This window comes from Legionella qingyii (assembly GCF_003184185.1).
In genome coordinates this window covers 168,844-189,605 of sequence record NZ_QHJG01000008.1, presented here as the reverse complement: position 1 = coordinate 189,605, position 20,762 = coordinate 168,844, and the positions used below count along the sequence as shown (strand labels likewise).

Below are 20,762 nucleotides of genomic sequence, written 5' to 3'. Positions count from 1 at the left end.
TAAATATCTATAGGGCTTCAATTTGCTTCTATAGAGTTTTTATGGATAAAGAACAATGTAATATCCTTTATGTTGATGACGAAGTGCATAATCTTACCGCATTTGTCGCAACATTTCGCCGTCACTTCAATGTGTTTACTGCTACTTCAGGACGCGAAGGTATGGATATTATGCGCCATAATAATATTCAAATTGTTATTACTGACCAAAGAATGCCTGAAATGACGGGAGTACAATTTTTAGAATCCATTATTCCAGAATATCCCAATACAATTCGTATGATTTTAACTGGATTTACGGATGTTGAGGCGATTATAAAGGCTATCAATACGGGACGAGTTTTTCGTTATATTACCAAGCCATGGGATCCTGTTGATTTAAAGATCAATATTGATACAGGTTTGAAGATGTTAAATCTTGAAAAAGAGCGCTTGTCTTTGATTGAAAAACTGAACCAAGAAGTATTATATCAAAAACGAATCATGGAGTTGTTTCAAAAATACGTGCCTAAAAATATAGTCGATGAAATTTTAAATGCTCATGGAGAAGAATCTCTGATTGGTGAATACCGTATTATTTCGGCGATGTTTGCAGACATGCGCCAATTTACTTCCATATCAGATAAGTTAGGCCCGGTTAAATCTGTGGAACTACTAAATGCTTATTTTGAGTTAATGACTCAAAAAATTCGAGAGCACCATGGCAGCGTTAATAAATTAATTGGCGATGGAATCTTGGCTTTATTCGGTGCACCAGTTTCGCACATCGATAATCAATTAAATGCTGTATTTGCAGGATTAGCAATGATCGATGCATTGAATGAATTTAATGAAAAATACTATGACGCAATTGGCTTTGAAATCGCTATAGGAATTGGCATTAATACCGGAGAGGTAATTGCTGGCAATATAGGTACTAGTGAACATATGGAATATACAGTAATTGGCGACACGGTAAATACTGCATCACGAATAGAAGAGCTAACCAAAAATACACCCAATACTTTATTAATTAGTGAAAGTACATATAAACCTATTGCTAATGAAATTCTGGTTGAAGAGATAGAACCCCAAGTAATTCGAGGTAAAGAAGAAAAAATCAAGTTATATAGGGTACTTGGAAAGAAAACATGAGCTTTGACACTTTAAAAACGTGGCAATTCTGGTACCAGAATATAGTTATCGTTTTACTTTACACAATCTCTGGGATTGTAAGTAATATTTGGATTGTTCCCAATACATTAGTGACGCCACTTTGGCTTCCATCCGGTGCAGCATTGGCTATGGTGCTATGGTATGGGAATAATATTTTTTTGGGGATAATAATTTCTGAAGTAATCCTAACTGCAACACTAGGTAACCTGATGTCTTGGCAAAATTGGATTGCCTCTACAATGGTAGGGGCTGGAGCGGGACTACAAGCAATATGGGCTGCTCGATTTATTCAACATTACACTCATACCAAAATACCTTTCTATACAGTCAGAGATGTTTTAATTTTTACCTTTGGAGGAGATTTTTTGTTGTCTCTTACCAGTTGCACTCTTGGTGTTATTTCGCTGGTTTTATTTGACTTAATTAAACCCGAGCTAATTATTACCAATTGGTTTATTTGGTGGTTAGGTGATGTTGTAGGTATTATCGTTATAACTCCCCTTATTATGACTTGGTATCATAGTAAACTTACCTTTAACTGGAAGTCACTTCTTGAATATACGATCTTAATCGCTTTATTAATCTGTACTATTGTTATGATCTATATGTTGCATTATCCTTTAGCTTATATTTTGCTTCCTTTTTGTGTATGGTCTGCTGTACGTTTTAGTGTTCGATTGGCACTAATTACGGCTTTTATAATTTCGATTTCTGTGCTCTGGCTTGAGATCCATGGCTATCAAGAGTTTAGATTTGTCGGTATTCCAACCAGCTTGGTATTTTTACAGGCATTTGTTGCCGTCATTTTTTTTACTACCTTAATCTTGTCCGCAGTAATAACCGAACGAAAAAAAGCACAAGAAGAATTACTGCAAGCAAATATCAAACTGGAATCCCGAGTGGAACAACGTACGCGGGATCTGAATAAAAAGAACATTCAACTTAATAAAGCATTAGAAACTTTAAAGCAGGCAGAGGCTCAATTAATTCAAGCAGAGAAAATGTCTTCATTAGGAGTATTAACCGCAGGGATTGCTCATGAAATCAACAATCCGGTTAATTTTATATCGGCCAATATCGGTCCATTAAAAAATGACATTGATGATATTATGCAACTATTAAAAAAATACGAAGAAATTACCCCTGAAACACCAATAAAAAATAAATTACTCGAAATTTCAAAATACAGCGAAGCTATCGATTTGGCTTGCACCCTGCAAGAAACCCATAATTTACTTGATGGCATTGAAGAGGGGGCAAGACGCACCGCAAATATTGTAAAGGATTTACGCACTTTTTCGCGGCTTGATGAGGGAGCGCTGAAACATGCTAATATTCACGAGAATATCGACTCCACCTTAACTTTATTACACAATCAATTTCGCGATCGAATTATTATTAATAAAAACTATGGTGATATTCCTGAAATAGAATGTTATCCAGGAAAAATCAATCAAGTATTTATGAATATCCTCACCAACGCAGCACATGCAATTCCTGAACACGGGGAAATTACTATTACAACCACTAAGGAACAAGATCACATTTTAATTAGTATTCGTGATACAGGCACAGGAATGACTAAAGAAACAATAAATAAGATTTTCGAACCTTTTTATACTACGAAACCAGTTGGAAAAGGAACCGGTTTAGGTTTATCTATTTCTTACAGTATTATTCACGAACACCATGGAACCATTTCAATTAAGAGTGTTTTAGGAAAAGGAAGTGAATTTATCATCACTCTACCCATTAAATATGTCAGTAACTGAATGAGTGGTCATGATTATAGTCTGGAGGTTGCGAAGCGGAACCCAAAGCGACTCTCAACGGGCTCCACTTCTTTTTAGCTTGGCTAAAATTTTTGTAGCCCGCTACCATTATTGACCGTTACATATTAGCCATTGTTAAAACAAAGTTTGGAATATTGGGTGAGCCTATGCCAACTCCATCGTTCCAAAATTGGCCTTCTGGCTCAAGGGTAAGTGATGAATCCCATCCAAAAGTTTTGTTCTTAATGGTAAATGCAGAGGCTGGGGCAGGGGTACCTTGAATTGTGGTAGATGGCGGTGGTGTTGCTCCACTAATAATAAGTGCTGGTGGAATAATAAGATTAATTGCTCTGTTGGCGAGCAAAACATCATTCATTTGATACAAATAAGGCGCTGCCTGGCCTATAGGTGTCCCTTTATTCAGTAAACTGCGTGCTTGATTTACTAAGACTAAAGTTGCCGAAAATAAAGGGCAAGCTAAGCTGGTGCCGCCATCCTTAATTTGTGTTCCATCAGCAATAATCAGTAATCCAGTTTGTGGATCACCAAGCATCGCAATATCAGGTAATGCACGACGATTTCCAAAATTACTAATAACACCATAACCACCAGCAGTGAAATTTTTAATGGAGCTCTGCCAAGCAACTGGACCATAAAATTGGCTAATGCCTCCACCAGTACCTCCACCATAGGCATAGGTGCCTTGAGACGCTTTAACCGAACCCCAGACAGTTTCAAATGCATAACGGTAATTTACATCTACAAATAAGGCAGTTGCTCCGACAGCAGTAGCATAAGCCGAGCTGGCAGGGTAATTAACTTTTGGTGCTGAAGGCCAAGTTCCAGTACATTTTTTTTGAGTACTGTACGTAAAATCGCCACAATCGCCAGAAGAAAAATTAACACTGATTCCAGCAGCAGCAGCTAATTTCAAAGTTTGTTCAAGTGAAGTATCTAAAACCTCTTCGTTCCCCCAGCTGTTAGAAATAACGTACGCATTAGAAAAACCAGCAATGGTATTTTTATTCTGAATCAACGTATGAATCACATCAGTTAATATGCTCTTTTGATCTTTACCTAGTACCAAAACTGTATTATCTCCAGGTGCTATTGTATGAGATGATTCAATATCCAGAAGGATTTCATGACTCGAAGATGAGGCATTCGGGCATGTTGTGAAGGGAGTGCCATCAGGATTAATTATTGCAAAATTCTTTGATGGTCCTGAAGTCACAAAGGGTTTTATCTTGTTTGCTTTAAAATATTGATTTGCATCCCTCAAAATTTGCTCTGGCCTATTAGTTCCACACGCATCGACAATAACTAAAGTTTGTCCTGTTCCATCGAGATGTGTACCATTAATACGAGGAATGTTGTTTAGATTATAAGTCTTTTGTAAATGCTCACCTGTGAAACCTTGCAATGAAATATCTGTAGGAATTGCAAAAGGAGTAAAAGTATTCCAGATAAAATTTAAATCATGAACCTCTTCAGAATTGTTTGTAACAGTTTCTATGTTCGAGTGAAATTGAGGAATAGTGCTAAGCCCGGTAATTTCGGCAATATATTGGGCAATTTCCTGATTTAATTTAGGCTTGCTTGCATTGGCATGAGCGATTTTGTTTTGATATCGATAATTATTGATTTGAACGTGAAGGGTTTGTTCAATTTGCGCCACTGTTCCAGTTATATGAATACTATGATTAACAATGCTTGCCTGCATTCCTTGAGAAGAAAAAAACTGTTGCACGGCTTCTTCCGCTTCTTTCTTTGGTGCAAATTCTTGTTCATAAAGGGAGGACGTTAAAAATTGATGATATCGAGAACTATTTGGATCATAAATATCTTGAACAAGCTTATCTAATTCGGTTTGATTACGTATTTTTAACCGCGCTATAAATGAAATTTTTATATTAGGCTCCATAGGTCGAATCAGGGTGGCCTCATTGAGTAAGTTTAGCCCCGGACTAGGCAAGCTCGATAAGTCACTTGCTTGCTTTGCATAGGAAGTTGTAGTCACAAAACTAAATGACAATAAAAGAAATACTACTTTTTTAAGTTTCAACATGAATTATCTCCCTATGTTATCCGAAAAAAAAGAGACTACTTATTGGACTATATGTGATAAATCCCAAATCATCTCCCGTTGTTAAAGAAAATACATGTCCATTCTGAGTTCCTGCATGGATCACGGTTGCATCTGCATTAACAAACAAGGTATAAGTTATTTGGGATAAAAGAGTCCACATGGGATTTGAATTGGTTAAGCTGTTGGTGAAATAGGCATATTCAAAATTGATGGTTCCAGGTGGTAAGGTGCTATTCGTTGAGGTTTGCCGAGTATTTACATAAAGTTGGTTACTCGTAGCAAAGACATTTTGAATAGGCACTGGAACACTTGATTCTGGACCATTGATTCTAGCCCAAGTAACTCCATTATTTATTGAATAATAAACATTGCCATCTGCACTTCCTGCATAGATAGTAGATGGGGTCAAGAATATACTGTTGACGGCTCCATTACCTGGATTTGTTGCGGTAGATACCCAAGTAGTTCCCTTGTCGCTTGAGTAGTAAACTTTTCCCTCTTGAGTTCCGACATAAATTTTCGACGTAGTTGTAACAGAGACACTATTTATTGCTGAAGTACCAGGTGCTGTTGTAGCATTCCAAAAAGTACCATTGTTAGTTGAATAGTAAACTTTACCATCTGCACTGCCTATGTATAAAGTGTTTGGTGTTACAAATATCCCATTCACTGTATTACCCGGTGATGGTACAGTTGGCGTGGCAATCCAGGTTAAACCATTATTCATAGAAAAATAAACAGAGCCGCTGGCAGTCCCTGCATATACTATTCCTGACCGCGTAAATGTAACATCTACTGTATGATTGCTATCAATATTGAATAATGTAAACGTTGTTCCACCTTTTTGCGCAGTGCCTCCATCCATTAACCATTCACTAACTTGATAACCCGCACTAGGCGTTGCCGTAAAAGTCAAACTACTTCCAGCGATGACAGTTTGTGGTGTATTGGGATTAATTTTTCCATGAGCGCCAGCAGTTGGAGTAATCAAATATTTTGTTACAGGAATTATTGTAATATTTAAAATGTTAGCTAAGGCTGGTCGATAACACTCCAATCCATTTCCTTGTTCACATACAATAGGACCACCTTTAATATTGCCTGTCAGTTTGCTTCCATTTACATGCAAATTAAGAGTACAGGATTGATGATAATTCAATTTAAATGGATTTGGACAATTTCCGGCTGAAGTGACTTGGGTAATCCCTGCCATGTGTTTCATGGACAAGGTATGTGTTTTGCGTGATTGATTCGTTATCGTATATTTAATCGTCGCTGATCCTATTGGTGTTATAGAAATTGTTGGTGGATAATTGGGATCCGGTGTAAAAGTCCACACGGGTTTACTTGCATAGCTTACTGTAAGGAATAGAAAAGCAACCCCAACGAGAAAAAGCTGGGGCAAAGTAGTTTTAAATAGTCGCATCTTCAAATCCATTTTCGGATATTTTAGTGTTTATCTTAAGTTGATTACTGATCTTAGATCAATAAAAGTTAACAATTTTTTCAATGAGTTAAAAAGGATTCGCGGGCAAAAAATATATCTTATGTAATGGGTACGCTGGCAATAAAAATAGAATATTAGTTTTCCTGAGAAGAGGAGGAAGTGCGAACAAACGATTAATGTCTACTGAGAACTCATTAAATACATAACAAATCACCATGAGCATTATTGATTTCTTTAAGGGTTTTACTTAATTACCAAAATATTTATTATAAATAGTTAAATAGGTCCCATCGGTTTCTATTTGTAACAAGGCTTTATTAATTTTATCAATGATGGCCGCATTCTTTTTAAGTGCAATTATTCCATAGCCGTTTCCCATAACAATAGGTTTTCCTACTAGCTGAAATCCTTTGAGGGCATTGTTAAGCAGATATTTGGCAACATTTTCATTTACTAAGGCTACATCGATGTCATGATTACTAAGTGCTCCTATTAATGATGTGATTTTGGAATATGCTTTAATGTTTTGTTTGGAGGTATAATTAGGTAATACATTATATTGGATAAAAGTTGCCTGAAGTGCGCCAATTTTTTTGTTTTTAATATCATCGACTGAGGTGATATTTGAATTCTTTAATGAGATAAATTGTCCTCTACTTGTTATATAGGGCAGACTGAATACGTAATTTGTTAATTGAGTTGAAGGGAGAGGGCTTGGTAAAAAAGTAATGTCGATATAACCTGAATCGAGATCTTTAAATTGCGAATCCAAATCGGTGGGTTTATAGATACATGTTGTAGCAATACGGTTACATATTTCATCCATAAGGTCGACACTAAAACCAAAATAATGATTGTCACTGTCGGTTGATGAAAAAGGCGGGGCAAATTTCAAAACGCCTACAACAAGCGGACTGCCATAAGCAAAGAGACTACTTGCTAATAGGGTTATAAAAACAATGTGCCTAAAAAGCTTCATGTTGTATATCCATATTATATATAGTTAAACTCTAGAAGGTTAGAAAAGGGTTGTCAATGAAGTCGGAGAATGAGTGTTAACATTGTTTTTTTGTATTCATATATGCAAAGAACTTAATTAAATCATCCAGATCATTATCAGATAAAAATTGTTTATCTGAACCGCTCATTCGGCCTTGTGGAAGAATGCGGACTGATTCGGGGTCACGTATAAATTTTTTTAATTGGGTGATGTTAGGATAATAATTCAATGGATTTTTTGGGCAATTCAAGTCTGGGCCGATATCGCTTTTTCCAACATGATTTATCATGTGGCAACCCTCACAATGACTAATATAAATTTTGTACCCATTAGCAATCGATGCGTTTGTTGTTTTGGGAGGCGCAAGAACGTGTTGATAATTAAGTTCTCGGCTAATTTTTATCGTTATGACACTCCATGCCCAATATTCGTTTGATATATAGGAACGCTCAGGATAAAGCCAAATAATTTCATAAGGTCCAGCCGTAAGCCCGGTATGATTGTCAATTATTGGCCATTTTGATATAGGTTCTATGGCCAGCATTGCGATGGATGAATTTTTACTACAATCCATAATTTTATGTGAAGGCACATAGACATGAAAATTATCTTTGGCTATGAACTCGATGATATCTTGTTGTCCTATATGAAAGGGGGCGAGTAACTTGCATAAAGGAATAGCTTTATGATGCATGACTCTATTTGGATAAGCGCGGTCATTATTAATCGTTACTTGGGTTAGGTCGGGGTGGGTTAGTAATTCAGATTTAGTCAAAGTAAACGATTTATTCGGAGAAGCAATTTGAAGTGCGCTGTATGATGATTCGCTCGAGGTATAAGCAGTTTTCCATATGAGCCAGAGACCAATCAATAAAAAACTATACTTTAATCCCTTCACGGTAACTCCTGGCTTTTATAGTTGTTTTATTTAGACTAGGACTTACCAAAAAAACCAAGTTGAGGCAAAAAATGTTTTAATGAGGGAGTTAGATAAAATAAGTTACTGAATTAAAACATTTTTTAACAAAGAGATTGGATTCTTTCATAAGTCCTGTAGATACAAGTGAATTACTTTTACATAGATCTGAGAATTTTTCCAGAAAAAATAGAATTACTTGTTTATTGTTTTTATTGTTATTTTTTAAAAAATATCAAAACGAATTTAAATAACTGAAGCAGTAGTTATAAATAGAGTCTTGAAAATAAAATCTTGATTTTTGCTTTCATAATCATCATAGTGCAGAGCTAAAACCTATGATGAAAAATGATAAAAACCTCCATTTGATAATAAATATATTCTTAATCAGGAGTATGAGAAATGGTTTACAAATTTCGTTTAAGCTTTGCATTATTACTGAGTGTGCCATCACTTTTATTTGCAGATGATACACTTATTTTTGCTGTTGATATCATTCGGCATGGTGATAGGACACCGATTATTCCTCTTTCAGCAGTAAATTACCAATGGCAAGAGGGACCTGGGCAGCTTACTGCCGAGGGCATGCAACAAGAATATAAAATGGGCATGCAATTTCGTAAAAAATATATTGAGCAAACACATTTATTGCCTGAGCATTACGAGCATGGAAGAATGTATGTGCGCTCCACTGATTATGAACGCACACTGATGAGCGCCCAATCATTATTAATGGGATTGTATCCTCCAGGGACAGGACCCAATACTACAGAATCTTCTCTGCCAGCTTTACCTTATGCTGTTCAGCCTATTCCTGTTTTTAGTGCTCCATCTAAATATGATGAAGTGATTATTCAGCAGATAAGTTCCGCGGAACGAGCAAAATTAATGGAGCAATATGTATACTCTACGACGGAATGGCAACAAAAAAATAATGAGCTCAAGGATAAATACCCTCTTTGGAGTGCTCTGACAGGAGTTCAAATTAAAAACTTGGCTAATCTTGAATTATTAGGCGATGCTTTATACGTTCATCAAATACATAACGCTCCGATGCCAATTGGATTGAGTAATCAAGATATCGAAACAATTATTAGCGCCAGTAATTGGGCTTTTATGGCGCAAGAAAAACCTCAAGCAGTTGCAGCTGCTTACAGTACAAAACTCATGACGAATATTGCCAATTATCTCAATATTGGTAGCCAGAAAAAATCCAAGCTAAAATATGTTTTATTATCTGGTCATGATACGACTATTGCGAGTGCATTGAGCTTTTTGGGCTCTCCCTTGGAAATAGCCCCACCGTATGCTTCAAATCTCAATTTCTCACTTTACGAACATGATGAAAATTATTATCTGGTAAAAATCACTTATAATGGTAACCCAGTTTCGATTCCAGCGTGTGGTGGGAACACATGTGAATTGCAACAATTTATAAAACTGGTGAATGGCTCTAAGAATTATTCGATTTAAGAGTCTTTTTTCTCCTTCGTGAATGCGAGGGAGGCCCATTGGTAGATATCTTATTTGCTCTGATCCGCGGCGGCAATTGGTTCCAACTTGGATTTTATAAATAACGTTCTTTAATATGTGCAAAATAATAATCAGGATTTAATGCCTCACCTGTTGCTTGCCGCAATAGTTCAGGATAGGTTAATAACCTTCCCTTTTGATGAATATTTTTTCTTAGCCAAGATAATAATGATGTAAAATTGCCTTGCTGTAATTGCTCTTTAAGGTCGGGAATTGATTTTTTTACTGCTGAAAATAATTGAGCGGCAATTAATGCTCCAAATGTATAAGCAGGAAAGTATCCAAAAATGCCTGATGGCCAATGAACATCTTGCATTACTCCATTTTTATCATCGCCTTTTGTTGATAGTCCTAAATATTTCTGCATGGATGAATCCCATACTTCAGGCAAGTCAGCGACAGTAATTTCGGAAGAAAACAATTGTTGCTCTATTTCGTAACGAAGTATCACATGTAAGGGATATGTTACTTCATCCGCATCAACACGGATTAAACCGGGTTGAACCTTTGTGTAATGATAAAAAATATTTTCTGCCGTGATATTCTCTACATCTTTAAAATAGTTCTGTGCGATAGGTACAAGAAAATGGATGTATTCCAAACTTCTACAAATTTGCATTTCAATAAACAAGGACTGACTTTCGTGAACAGCCATCCCTAAAGAATGACCGACAGGTTGCGTACTCCATTCTTTCGATAGTCCTTGTTCATATAGGGCATGGCCAGTTTCATGGGTAATTGCCATTAAGGACGATAAAAACTCATGCTCGTTATAACGTGTAGTAATGCGAACATCACTGGAAATACCACCACAAAACGGATGATGGCTTACATCCAGTCGCCCGTGATTAAAATCGAAACCCAGACGAGTCATTATTTCCATGCCAAGTTGTTTTTGCTTTTCTACCGGAAAATTTCCTGTAAGCGTTTTTATTTGTCTGGTTTTTTGTTTCTCAATGATGCTGGGAATAAGCTTGGCAAGTTCATGTTTTAATGAATTAAAAATCGGAGTAATTGTTTTACAATCTAAATCTGGGGAATACTCATCAATTAAAACATCCAAAGTAGGCTTATTAAATGTTTGTGATTTAATCTCCGCCATCATTTTTACTTTTTGAAATAATTTTTCCAGGTAAGGTTTAAACGTTTTCCAATCATTTTTTTGGCGTAATTCTCGCCAAGCTTGGCCACAAATTAAGGATTCATTAGTAAATTCTTCGACTAAATTTACGGGAATACAGGTTGCCTGAAGATACTCTTTTTCCATCCAATAAAGATTTTTTTGTTGCCATAATGATAAACTGTCAATATCTTTTGCTTGCTTTATCAAGTCACCAACTTTTTTATTAGTTAGCCAATCATGCTGAACAGCGCTTAATGTAGCTAACGCTTCTGCTCGTGCTTTACCTCCACCAGCTGGCATCATTGATGCTTCATCCCAGGAAACAATTGCCGCTAGATTTTCAAAATCATAATATTTTTTAAAATGCTGTTCTAACTGTTGGTATGCATTCATGAATGGTTCTCATTATTCTGTTTTGATTCAGGTATTTTTTAAATATATATGCATATTCACATGATTCAAATAAATTTATGTTTCGTATTTAATAAATAAAAGGAATTATTTTTTTCTTAACCGTTGATACGTACTTTGCATATTCAGGATATTTCTTGCTTAATAAAGCTTCTTCTTTTTTCGCTTTGAAATGAAAAAAAATGATTAATGCAAGCGAAGCGATTATAGAGAGTATCGAGCCCCAGAATAAACACCAGCCAACAGCCATAAGAATTATTCCGGTATAGATAGGGTGGCGTATAATACTGTAAATTCCTGAGGTCACTAACTGAGCATTGTCTATGGGGGTGACAACCGGAGTAAAAGCGACTCCTAATTGCTTTATAGCAATTATAAGAACCCACAAACCAATAATGAACAACACAGGGCCTATAATCTGCAATACCCAAATAGGGAAACGTGCGAAAGGGGTGAGCACGAGAATTGCAGTACCGATGCAGGCTTGTATTGTCACATATTTATCTAGATATTTTGCGATCATAATGGTGATTCAGATGTTCACTGATTCAATATCAACCGGATTATCAATTTATAGCCTAAAATGCTGGGTGAGTCAAAATTTCCCAATCCCTTTTTTTATAAATTTTATTTAAAATCAATTAGTTGAATTAATTGTTTCAAGATTTTTTTTCTGAAAAAGTAATACAAAGAAATTTTAATTTGTACATTTGTGCTACCAAAATTTGTAAATTAACTGTAAACTTTTCCGTGAAAAGATATGGCCGTTAGAATACGAGCTCTTTTCAGAGGTATTTTTATTATCGGAATTTTAATTATTTAATTTTAAAGGAGCAATGACATGCCTCACACACCACCAGCCTCACCTCGAGTTGGAAAAAAAACTGAAGAAGGAAAAAGTTTAAACAGTTCACAGGACAGTAGTTTTGATGAAAACAGTTTTGACGAAGGTAGTTTTGATGAAAGTGGTTTTGATGAGCGCGTTGAAGAGAATTCCGAACTAAGCGCAGATGAAAATGCCGAATTTAGCGCAGATGAAGATAATGAACAAACTTCCGAAGAGAGCTCGCAACACACTTCGGAGTCTAGCGAAGAAACACAATCCCCACATAATAATGCACAGCGAAGAAATGCTAACACGCTCTTTGGTTTTGCTCCACGTGCCCCCCAAGTCTATGTTTGTGAGCATGGCCATGTACATCTTATGGATTTTATTAATGAAAACACAATGGTTTTCATCACTTTAAATGGCGGACCAGATCTAATGCGTCTAATGGCACTTGCATCACTATTGGAGGCTCTAGGTTTAGGCGAAGAAAATGACCTGGAAGAAAATGTTGCCCAACAAACTGAGCAAAAGCAGGAAGAAGAACCAATAAAAGTGAGCGAAGGAGAAGTTCAAACAGAAGATGAGGAAAGCGAGGAAGAATACAACGAAGAATACAACGAAGAGTACGGTTACAGTTACTTCAAAATGTAAGCCGAAATTCCGCAGCCTTGGCTGCGGAGTCAACTATTAATCTAGCCTAAAAAGAACATTTCTTAATCTCATGCTTTTCTGATTTTCCAGAAGAGTCAGGATTGATAATCAACGCCAACTTCCTATATCATCGCACCAGAAAATCGCCTCTAAATATTTTAAAAAGGAATTATTAATGCATATTAAATGGATATTAATTGGATTCTTTGCTTCAGTGGCTCATGCCAATTTACCTTATTTTCCATTAGACTTTCCCAGAGATGAGGCTGCACACTATCAAAACATACCATACTCATTTGAGCACATGATTGAGTGGTGGTATTTCAATGGCAAATTAGTTACTGATGAGGGGCGGAATTTAAGCTTTGATGTTGCATTGTTTAATGCTGCTATAGAGGTAAAAGGACGTGTTTATACACAACCCATGCTCCATATGCAACTTGCTGATTTGGATAAGAAAATTGGCTATGGAGTTGCTAAAGACTATCTTCTTAATGAAGGTAAATTTGCTACTGACAAATTAAATATTATTTTAAAAAATGATTACAGCTTACAAAAAAAAGTTCAACAAGGAAAAGAGGTTTATTTGCTGAAAGCAGAGGGTCGTCAAAATAATACGGTGTTAAAATTTAATCTAACTCTGGAGCCACAAGCATCGTTTTTCTTAATCAATGAAAATGGACTGATGCCAATGGCTGATAACACCAATTCATATTATTATTCCATACCCCACTTCAAAACAACGGGAACGCTTAAACTCAATGATAAGACGTACCAAGTTAACCAAAGCCCCGGTGATGCTTGGATGGATCATCAATGGGGTGATTTCAATCTTGATTCAAATGGATGGGAATGGTTTGGGGTGCGCCAGAATAATGGAATTGTTGCCAATATTTTCCTTATTTTCAATTATAACGACAACAATGTAATTGGCGGTTTAGCAAATGTAATTCTTCCTTCGGGTGAAAAACGATTTATTTCTTATCAAGATATGGAAGTAGTTCGCGAAGATTATTGGCTTGACCCGGCATTATCAATTCTTTATCCCACTACATACAAGATTAATATACCTAGTATTGGATTGTCATTTACTAATATTGCCGCTTTTCCAGAGCAGGAGCAACATGGTTATTGGGAAGGATATTGCGAGGTTTCAGGAAGCTATAATCAGCAAGAAGTTACAGGTTTTTCTTATACAGAAATAGTTTATCACAATCCAACCTTATCAGTTCTCTCCGGTATTGAGAGTAAGTTAAGATCGGAAAACAGTGGATTTAAATTCGGCCCCATGCGGTGATTAAATCAATTTGGGGTTACTAACAATAGAAGACTGAGTGCAAATGAGATTATTAATAAAGGCAATGATGAAGCTTTTTATGTTTTTTCCTTTCATAGCGATGGTGCTTCTCCTTAAAGCTATTGTGGTTAACGGAGCCCCTGAGTCGAAAGAAATTCAACTTAAGGTAAGTCAACTTGCAGAAATCAATAAAATAGGTACAAAGGTGGACTCGTCTCAATTACCAAGTCCTTATAATGAGTTATTAACGCCACCTCTAATGACTAAAAGCATAGAAAAATATTATGCGCGCAGTGCAATTATAAAAACAATTTTTGCAGCCCAGGATCTAGATAAAAATACTTATCAACGTGCCATAGTTATGTTTATTGATAGCAATAAAGAGAGAAATCAACCTGATTTCGCACAAACAAAAAAAGAAGTGACTGTTGTTGAGTTGGCTTTTATTACAATGAACTTTAATGAGCTGCCAAATAGTATGATAGAAGAAATACTGCATACGAATACCCCTTTTGGTAAATTGCTAGGTAAGTATCAACTACAAATACTTACCCAAGATCGAACATATTATAAGATCAGATGTAACAGTGCATTGGCATCATTAATTCATTGCAATTTAAATGATTTTATTTATGGGCGCACAAATACCATTATTAGGTCTGATAATAAAAAATGGCTGGCGCATGTTGTAGAGATTTTACCTAACTCCACTAAGGGGGGTAGGTGATGGCGGATAATGCCTTCACCTTAATTCCTAATGGGCATTAAGATTAGGAAAAACTGTTGCTCCCGCGAAGGCGAGAACGCATGTTGCAAATCACTCATCACGTTTTGAAATAAATAATGAATCGATGCTTTTTGCTGCAAAGTCGCTGTTTACAACGAAGACATTCGGGTTTTATTTATCAACTAATAGGTTGGAAGATTACTCTTGGTATCATTTTGAAAATTAATTCCATGATTTAAGGGTTCGCTATAAACAAGAACCTGTTTCTCCGATGAAGCAGAAAAAACTCCATGATGCCCAAGAAGTGCAGCCACATTTTCAGGAATACTTTGAGATAGTTGATAAATGTTCCACACATCAGGAATTGGATAAGTTTGAGTTTTAATTAAATCAAGTGTATTCATTCCCGTTTTGAATGATCCATCAGCTTTTAAGCGTTGAAAACTGTTCATCCCACGAATTAACTCAGAGATAAATTCTTGGATAGTATAGCCTTCAATCATATTTGGATTATCAAGTATGGTGGGAGAAAATCCATGGCGTACCAATTCTCGATTTAAAAGGAGGTTACAAAACAATCTGCCATTGCAATCGCTAAAGGGATGAGTCAGCTCTAATTTCTTGCAAAAAATAATGATGGCATGTAATAGATCTTGTGGGTTCTCAGCATGGGTGCAAACCGTTGACTCATATTCTTCTATTATTTGCTCGATGACAGTATCTAAGCGTTCTGTTTCTATACAAGTCAATGCATCAAACCCCAAAGATCCATGCTTTGCTAATGTACATAAGTTATTAAACTGCGTTAGGTGCTCGATATAGCCAAGAAAAGTTAAAGTCCTCAATGACAGTCCAAAACTAGTCCGATATTTTCGATACATACCTTCAGTATTATTCCAAATAATATTTTTAGCACAAATAGAGTGTATTTTCTTAAAGTACTCAGGGGTTAATGGTTCTGTCATTGTTTCTTTAGTATACAACCAGGCTTGGTATAGTTGATTAATACAGCCCTTTTCGCGTGCCTCATAATTACTCCATCCTGCTTCTTGTTGATAACCATCCATAAAGAGACGCCACAATTCAATCTCAGGAAAATCCTGATAAAAATAGGCTATATTACCTTTTTGTTCAGGATGCCAATAAATTTCTAGTGAGCGTGCAAGCTCTTCTTCACTTAAAGTATTTCTCTGAAAGTGCGGCCAATTAAATTGGCCTGAAGCATACAACTCCATTACTAAGCCAATGAGCACTTGATTCCCATGTATTGCCCCAATTAATCTGCGTAACTCCAATTCGCTGAGTTTGCTTGCATATTCCCTAATAAATAAAGACAACTCTGGGATAAGTTCTTGTAATAATTCAGGAGCCTCAGCTATTTTATCCAGGGCTGAGGCTGTCCACACAGTATCACCATATTCAGTTTTTTGTTGAATTGACTTTATAAGGGATAGTGGATTTTTTTCAAAGAAAATCCGAAAGGCAAGTAGAATATTTCTTTTATTTTCCTCCGATAATTCCAAAATATAGCTTGGTAATATACCAAATAATTCGGCAATGACTGTATAAGTCTGGTGATCATCAGGCTGATTGATGGCTTCAATATCAGCAGGATCGGTAATAGAAGCAAGAATAAATTCACGTAATTCAGTTTCCTCACCACTAATGTGTCCATAACAAATTCCTCGGGCTATCAACCGCAAGGGAGTATCTAATTTAGGTGTTAATTTAAAGTTATTTAGTTTTGATTGATATAGAGGAGAAATTTTCATAAATTAAGTAAGGATTTGCGCGGGGTATTTATTGTGCAGCTAGTTGCATTATTTGTCAATGTTTAGAGTTTTCCAAACAAAATGAGCCTGAAGGGCTGATAAATTTTATTCTAAGACAATAAGGGCAAAGTATAGTTAATGATTAAATAATTAGTGAGTTTTCAGCAGATTTGTGTAATGTGCACAAGTTCACCGAAAGTTACAGTGATCCTAATTTTTTCCTATGATGGGAGAGAGGATTCTAGGTCTAGGCATAGCAAAAAACAAATTCTGGCATATGTCTCTTCTCGACTTGGGGAGAAGGTGCCCATAAGGGCGAATGAGGGCAAAGGATTGGAAGATAATCACTCTGATTTTCTTCCAATAACTATTTATGAATGCGTATTAAATGTTTATTGTGGTATTATAAAAATTCAAAATGATGTCAATGAATCGAGATTTTATATTGTCCAGATTGGGACCTCAATCATTTAATAAATATTGATGGAATGCGGTGATTTATGTTGAACCAAAAAGTAACCAAACCTTTTCTGATTATTTATATCAGTTTTTTATTTCTCGCAACTTTTTTCATCGTTCCTACCATGACAAGTTTTTATTATTACGCCTGGGGAAAACATTTAGCTTGGTCTTATTTTGACGGGCCCCCCATGATTGCCTATTTTTTCCATATTTCTAGGGCAATTTTTGGTGATACCTTCTTTTCAATTAATATCATCGGTTTTTTATGCTTGATTGTAGGTGCCTATTATATATACAGAACAGGATGTCTCTTGCACAATCAGCAAACAGGACTAATTAGTGCGCTGATATGGGTCGTTTTGCCTACAACCACAGAAAGTATTTTGGTACGTGTTTTATATGATGCCCCTTTGAATTTATTTACGATTCTGTCCTTTTATTTTTTTGCACGTTACATTTCTTACAAGCGCATTCTTGATGTGTATCTTTGTGCTTTGTTTATCGGAGCTATGATTTTATCTAAATATACTGCTGTGGTGAGTGTATTGGGACTATTGCTGTATGTTATTTTTTCCAAACAGCGGCAACTTTTTAAAAGTGTACATTTCTACTTAGCCTGTCTAACAATTATTCTAATGGTTTCTCCTGTTATCTATTGGAATATCAAACACGATTGGATATCAATTACTTATTTATTACATTTTCACAGTCAAACTCAAAATCATACTACTATATTCAATAGTCTCTTAAAGCTAATAAGTACATTATTAATCAATTATTCAGTTTTTCTATTGTTGACTGTGTTGGGATGGTTCAAGTATCGAAAAAATCAAAACACGTGCAATAACCCAGTTTTGGAGTTGACTTATGCAGTATTATTTGTCGGATTATTATTTTGGTTCATATCAACTCTATTGGGTGGAAGTGCCCGTGCAATTTACTTGACGCCACTAGGAATGAATATCGCCTTAGCAACAGGGTATTTTGTTACAAAATATAATTACCACCGTTTTTTTAAAATCAGTTATCCAGTTTTTTTAGTCTTTAGCCTTGTGATGATCGTTATTAATTCATGGCCAATCGCAACCTATATGAAAAAAGGTAAGCTTTACACCGTGCTACAACAAGCGATTAAAGAGCCTGAAATCATTAAAAAAGGACAGCCTGTAGTTGCTGGATATTATACTAATGCTGCAGCGTTGAATTTTTTTATGCCCAATGAGTCTGTTCACGCAATTCCTTGCGACGAGATTAATCAATATCAATACTGGGATGATGCTTTTTTAAAGGCACTATCCAAGGGAGAAATTGATAAAATAACCTATTTTGATTTTAAAGATACAAAGCAATGCCCAGAGCAATTTTTTAATCAATGCCAATCGGTGGCAACATTATCTCATCTTAAGATTATTCCAGTAATTCACAAATTGACTAAACCTAGGTATTTGTATGTGTATGAATGTTCATCTCCACGCATGCAATTTGCTAATGCAAAGGCATGAATCGAGGAATGTAAACACAGAAGCAATGTTGCATGAACTCGAACGTCTCGAGTTACTCCTTGGATTTATTTATTCGTTCTAATTTTTTCGATTGCGCTCGTAATCTTATAACGTAATAATACATTCTGAATTCAACTAGCCGCAAACATGTTGTGTTTGTATGGCTTTATTTCTTTAAGGATGATAAATGAAACAAAAACTGCTTATTGGATTTACAGCTGTCTCCCTGACTTTTGCAAGTATATCGCATGCTGATTTTACTTTTTATTCTGGTTCAAGTAATTGTGAAGATATTCCTGGAAATTGGAGCGGATCAGGTAAGGCTTCTAATTGGTTGATAGGGGAATGTGTCTATAATGGAGCAGGAACCGTAGGGGCTTTGGATAGTGCTGGCAATTTTCCCATTGAAGTGAATGCAGACAAACGTTCAGGAAGTATTATGTGTCCAAGACATAATACCACGAAACTGCGTGGGATTTGTGTTAATGGAACAGTGACCATTAAAACAGAATACGGTAACTTGAATGGTATTTTTTCAAAAAATTCAGGAAGCGCGAACGGAAAACTTACTGTTTCTCCAGGCATGGATGTCGATGTCGCTATTCAATTTAAGCGTGTTGGTTAAATGGTTTAATCGATCAGTAGGTGAGAGGCGTAAGCATTTACGACCTAATTACTGAGCTGCTGTATTTGGCACATCTTGCGCGAAAATAACGCTTCGGAGGCCTCATATACTAAATGTATGCTGCATTTCCTCAGCATCACTTTCGCGTAACCTGCGCTCCAAGATTCAAGTATAACCCCTGAACGATTACGCTGGGGCGAAATTTAGTAGTCTTGATCTAAATTTCACTTCACTGCGCCTAGACTTACTTTATAGCAATAAGCGCCTTTTTAGTTTAATGATTTTTTTAAAGTCACTATGTGCTGATAGGCTTCATTTATTCGTTCCTGGCTGATTTCTCCAGATTTTACTTTGGCTTCAATTATATTAATGACTTGAACTGGATCTTGTGTTGGAACAGATAAATTATTACCAAACATCAGCATATCTGCCCCAGCATTGATAGCCAATACTAAAGCTTGTTCAAGTCCATAATTATCGCTAATCGCCTTCATTTGCATATCATCAGTGATAATAACCCCTCGGAAATGGAGCTGATTTCGGAGAACATCAGTTAATATTTTATGGGATAGAGTTGCTGGCATGCCCGATGGATCTAATTTACGGTTCACAATATGCGCTGTCATAACTACACCACATGCCTCAGGCGAGTTCAATAAGAATTCATATGGTTCTAATTCATCAGTTTGCCAAGTATCTGTAACGTCCACAAAACCCAGATGTGAGTCTCTGGTAGAGCTACCATGTCCAGGAAAGTGTTTATAAGCACATTGAATTTTTTGATTTAAGAAATGATGAGAGTAAATGCTCGCATAGCGTATGACTTGCTTGGGAGCCCTCGAAAAACTTCGATCTTTTTTTCCAATAACTGGATTATTAGGGTTAACATTTACATCCAGTTCTGGGGCAAAGTCTAAGTTAAATTCTGCCATTTTTAGAGTATGAGCCATAGATTCAGCAGTAGTTCCTGCTTCTTTAGGGCTTCTTTTGCCGACCTCAGCGGCTGACAACGTTTTAGGAAATCCATATTGCGCTCCTAAACGATTGACTTGCCCACCTTCATAATCTATAGAAATTAGAAGAGGTAATTGTATGCGATGATGTTTTAAATTACCTTGTTTAGCAAAATATTGGAGTTCCTGATTCAGCTTTTTTACTTGTTCTGGGTTTTCAATATTTTTGTCAAACGTTTTTGTATGGTAGTTGTAGTCAAATAATATGACGCCGCCAATATTATTATCCTCAATTATTTTTACTATTGAGGATTGAGCATTAATTCTTTTACCCTCAAAACCAACAAGAAGCATTTGGCCAATTTTATCGCGTAAATTCTCTTCGGTTGCAATACCACCGAAACAGCTCGCGGAGTAAAACAAAGTGAGTAATAATGGAAAAAAATAATTCATATGTGGCCTGTAAGTTTACCAAAAGGCTAAAATTTTACCACTTAGG

16 protein-coding genes are annotated in these 20,762 nt (G+C 36.1%); 8 read left to right on the top strand and 8 right to left on the bottom strand.

Translation table 11 applies throughout. From position 1 onward, the window contains the following. Positions 1-41 precede the first annotated feature (41 nt). Both DGG96_RS06885 and DGG96_RS06880 read left to right on the top strand, forming a co-directional pair. Positions 42-1,133, top strand: a complete 1,092-nt coding sequence (locus DGG96_RS06885) for an adenylate/guanylate cyclase domain-containing protein (protein ID WP_110141408.1) — start codon at positions 42-44, stop codon at positions 1,131-1,133. Then, the gene (locus tag DGG96_RS06880; protein ID WP_110141409.1) at positions 1,130-2,926 is read left to right on the top strand and encodes an MASE1 domain-containing protein; all 1,797 of its coding nucleotides are present in this window, start codon (positions 1,130-1,132) and stop codon (positions 2,924-2,926) included. Before DGG96_RS06885 ends, DGG96_RS06880 begins: the two co-directional genes overlap by 4 nt. 118 nt (positions 2,927-3,044) lie before the next feature. On the opposite strand, the gene DGG96_RS06875 is transcribed toward DGG96_RS06880, so the two are convergent. The 4 genes from DGG96_RS06875 to DGG96_RS06860 all read right to left on the bottom strand — a co-directional run bounded on the left by DGG96_RS06875 (position 3,045) and on the right by DGG96_RS06860 (position 8,360). Beyond that, on the bottom strand, positions 3,045-4,994 hold the full coding sequence (locus DGG96_RS06875; protein WP_110141410.1) for a S53 family peptidase: 1,950 nt from the start codon (positions 4,992-4,994) through the stop codon (positions 3,045-3,047). Positions 4,995-5,010: 16 nt separating this feature from the next. Then, a complete protein-coding gene (locus DGG96_RS06870) occupies positions 5,011-6,441 on the bottom strand; it encodes an InlB B-repeat-containing protein (RefSeq protein WP_110141411.1) in 1,431 nt (476 codons plus the stop codon). A 268-nt stretch (positions 6,442-6,709) separates the two neighbouring features. Next, positions 6,710-7,441 carry a transporter substrate-binding domain-containing protein gene (locus tag DGG96_RS06865; protein WP_110141412.1) on the bottom strand — a complete coding sequence of 244 codons (732 nt, stop codon included), beginning with the start codon at positions 7,439-7,441 and terminating at the stop codon, positions 6,710-6,712. A 76-nt stretch (positions 7,442-7,517) separates the two neighbouring features. Then, on the bottom strand, positions 7,518-8,360 hold the full coding sequence (locus DGG96_RS06860) for a c-type cytochrome (RefSeq protein ID WP_110141413.1): 843 nt from the start codon (positions 8,358-8,360) through the stop codon (positions 7,518-7,520). Positions 8,361-8,780: 420 nt separating this feature from the next. Between DGG96_RS06860 and DGG96_RS06855 the strand changes: the two genes are divergently transcribed. Next, a complete protein-coding gene (locus DGG96_RS06855) occupies positions 8,781-9,851 on the top strand; it encodes a histidine phosphatase family protein (protein ID WP_110141414.1) in 1,071 nt (356 codons plus the stop codon). A 94-nt stretch (positions 9,852-9,945) separates the two neighbouring features. On the opposite strand, the gene DGG96_RS06850 is transcribed toward DGG96_RS06855, so the two are convergent. Both DGG96_RS06850 and DGG96_RS06845 read right to left on the bottom strand, forming a co-directional pair. After that, positions 9,946-11,427 (bottom strand): carboxypeptidase M32, encoded by a 1,482-nt coding sequence (locus tag DGG96_RS06850; protein ID WP_110141415.1) that lies wholly within the window; start codon positions 11,425-11,427, stop codon positions 9,946-9,948. 88 nt (positions 11,428-11,515) lie between these two features. After that, positions 11,516-11,968 (bottom strand): methyltransferase family protein, encoded by a 453-nt coding sequence (locus DGG96_RS06845; protein WP_110141416.1) that lies wholly within the window; start codon positions 11,966-11,968, stop codon positions 11,516-11,518. A 318-nt stretch (positions 11,969-12,286) separates the two neighbouring features. On the opposite strand from DGG96_RS06845, the gene DGG96_RS06840 reads away from it, so the two are divergent. From DGG96_RS06840 to DGG96_RS06830, 3 genes are all read left to right on the top strand, one after another. Continuing rightward, on the top strand, positions 12,287-12,925 hold the full coding sequence (locus DGG96_RS06840; protein WP_110141417.1) for a hypothetical protein: 639 nt from the start codon (positions 12,287-12,289) through the stop codon (positions 12,923-12,925). 175 nt (positions 12,926-13,100) lie between these two features. Continuing rightward, entirely contained in the window at positions 13,101-14,222 is a 1,122-nt protein-coding gene (locus DGG96_RS06835; protein WP_110141418.1) for a lipocalin-like domain-containing protein, read from the top strand. Between the two features lie 43 nt (positions 14,223-14,265). Next, on the top strand, positions 14,266-14,949 hold the full coding sequence (locus DGG96_RS06830; RefSeq protein WP_110141419.1) for a hypothetical protein: 684 nt from the start codon (positions 14,266-14,268) through the stop codon (positions 14,947-14,949). 182 nt (positions 14,950-15,131) lie between these two features. On the opposite strand, the gene DGG96_RS06825 is transcribed toward DGG96_RS06830, so the two are convergent. Continuing rightward, positions 15,132-16,721: a Fic family protein gene (locus tag DGG96_RS06825; RefSeq protein WP_110141420.1), complete on the bottom strand. Its 1,590-nt coding sequence runs from the start codon at positions 16,719-16,721 to the stop codon at positions 15,132-15,134. Positions 16,722-17,221: 500 nt separating this feature from the next. Between DGG96_RS06825 and DGG96_RS06820 the strand changes: the two genes are divergently transcribed. Then, the gene (locus DGG96_RS06820) at positions 17,222-18,685 is read left to right on the top strand and encodes a glycosyltransferase family 39 protein (RefSeq protein WP_110141421.1); all 1,464 of its coding nucleotides are present in this window, start codon (positions 17,222-17,224) and stop codon (positions 18,683-18,685) included. A 187-nt stretch (positions 18,686-18,872) separates the two neighbouring features. After that, entirely contained in the window at positions 18,873-19,310 is a 438-nt protein-coding gene (locus DGG96_RS06815) for a hypothetical protein (protein WP_110141422.1), read from the top strand. Between the two features lie 269 nt (positions 19,311-19,579). On the opposite strand, the gene DGG96_RS06810 is transcribed toward DGG96_RS06815, so the two are convergent. Continuing rightward, positions 19,580-20,716 carry a glycoside hydrolase family 3 N-terminal domain-containing protein gene (locus DGG96_RS06810; RefSeq protein WP_110141423.1) on the bottom strand — a complete coding sequence of 379 codons (1,137 nt, stop codon included), beginning with the start codon at positions 20,714-20,716 and terminating at the stop codon, positions 19,580-19,582. Positions 20,717-20,762 lie beyond the last annotated feature (46 nt).

Coding starts and splice junctions, on each gene's coding strand:
- DGG96_RS06885 (WP_110141408.1), top strand. CDS start 42: ATGGATAAAGAACAATGTAATATCCTTTATGTTGATGACGAAGTGCAT.
- DGG96_RS06880 (WP_110141409.1), top strand. CDS start 1,130: ATGAGCTTTGACACTTTAAAAACGTGGCAATTCTGGTACCAGAATATA.
- DGG96_RS06875 (WP_110141410.1), bottom strand. CDS start 4,994: ATGTTGAAACTTAAAAAAGTAGTATTTCTTTTATTGTCATTTAGTTTT.
- DGG96_RS06870 (WP_110141411.1), bottom strand. CDS start 6,441: ATGCGACTATTTAAAACTACTTTGCCCCAGCTTTTTCTCGTTGGGGTT.
- DGG96_RS06865 (WP_110141412.1), bottom strand. CDS start 7,441: ATGAAGCTTTTTAGGCACATTGTTTTTATAACCCTATTAGCAAGTAGT.
- DGG96_RS06855 (WP_110141414.1), top strand. CDS start 8,781: ATGGTTTACAAATTTCGTTTAAGCTTTGCATTATTACTGAGTGTGCCA.
- DGG96_RS06850 (WP_110141415.1), bottom strand. CDS start 11,427: ATGAATGCATACCAACAGTTAGAACAGCATTTTAAAAAATATTATGAT.
- DGG96_RS06845 (WP_110141416.1), bottom strand. CDS start 11,968: ATGATCGCAAAATATCTAGATAAATATGTGACAATACAAGCCTGCATC.
- DGG96_RS06840 (WP_110141417.1), top strand. CDS start 12,287: ATGCCTCACACACCACCAGCCTCACCTCGAGTTGGAAAAAAAACTGAA.
- DGG96_RS06835 (WP_110141418.1), top strand. CDS start 13,101: ATGCATATTAAATGGATATTAATTGGATTCTTTGCTTCAGTGGCTCAT.
- DGG96_RS06830 (WP_110141419.1), top strand. CDS start 14,266: ATGAGATTATTAATAAAGGCAATGATGAAGCTTTTTATGTTTTTTCCT.
- DGG96_RS06825 (WP_110141420.1), bottom strand. CDS start 16,721: ATGAAAATTTCTCCTCTATATCAATCAAAACTAAATAACTTTAAATTA.
- DGG96_RS06820 (WP_110141421.1), top strand. CDS start 17,222: ATGTTGAACCAAAAAGTAACCAAACCTTTTCTGATTATTTATATCAGT.
- DGG96_RS06815 (WP_110141422.1), top strand. CDS start 18,873: ATGAAACAAAAACTGCTTATTGGATTTACAGCTGTCTCCCTGACTTTT.
- DGG96_RS06810 (WP_110141423.1), bottom strand. CDS start 20,716: ATGAATTATTTTTTTCCATTATTACTCACTTTGTTTTACTCCGCGAGC.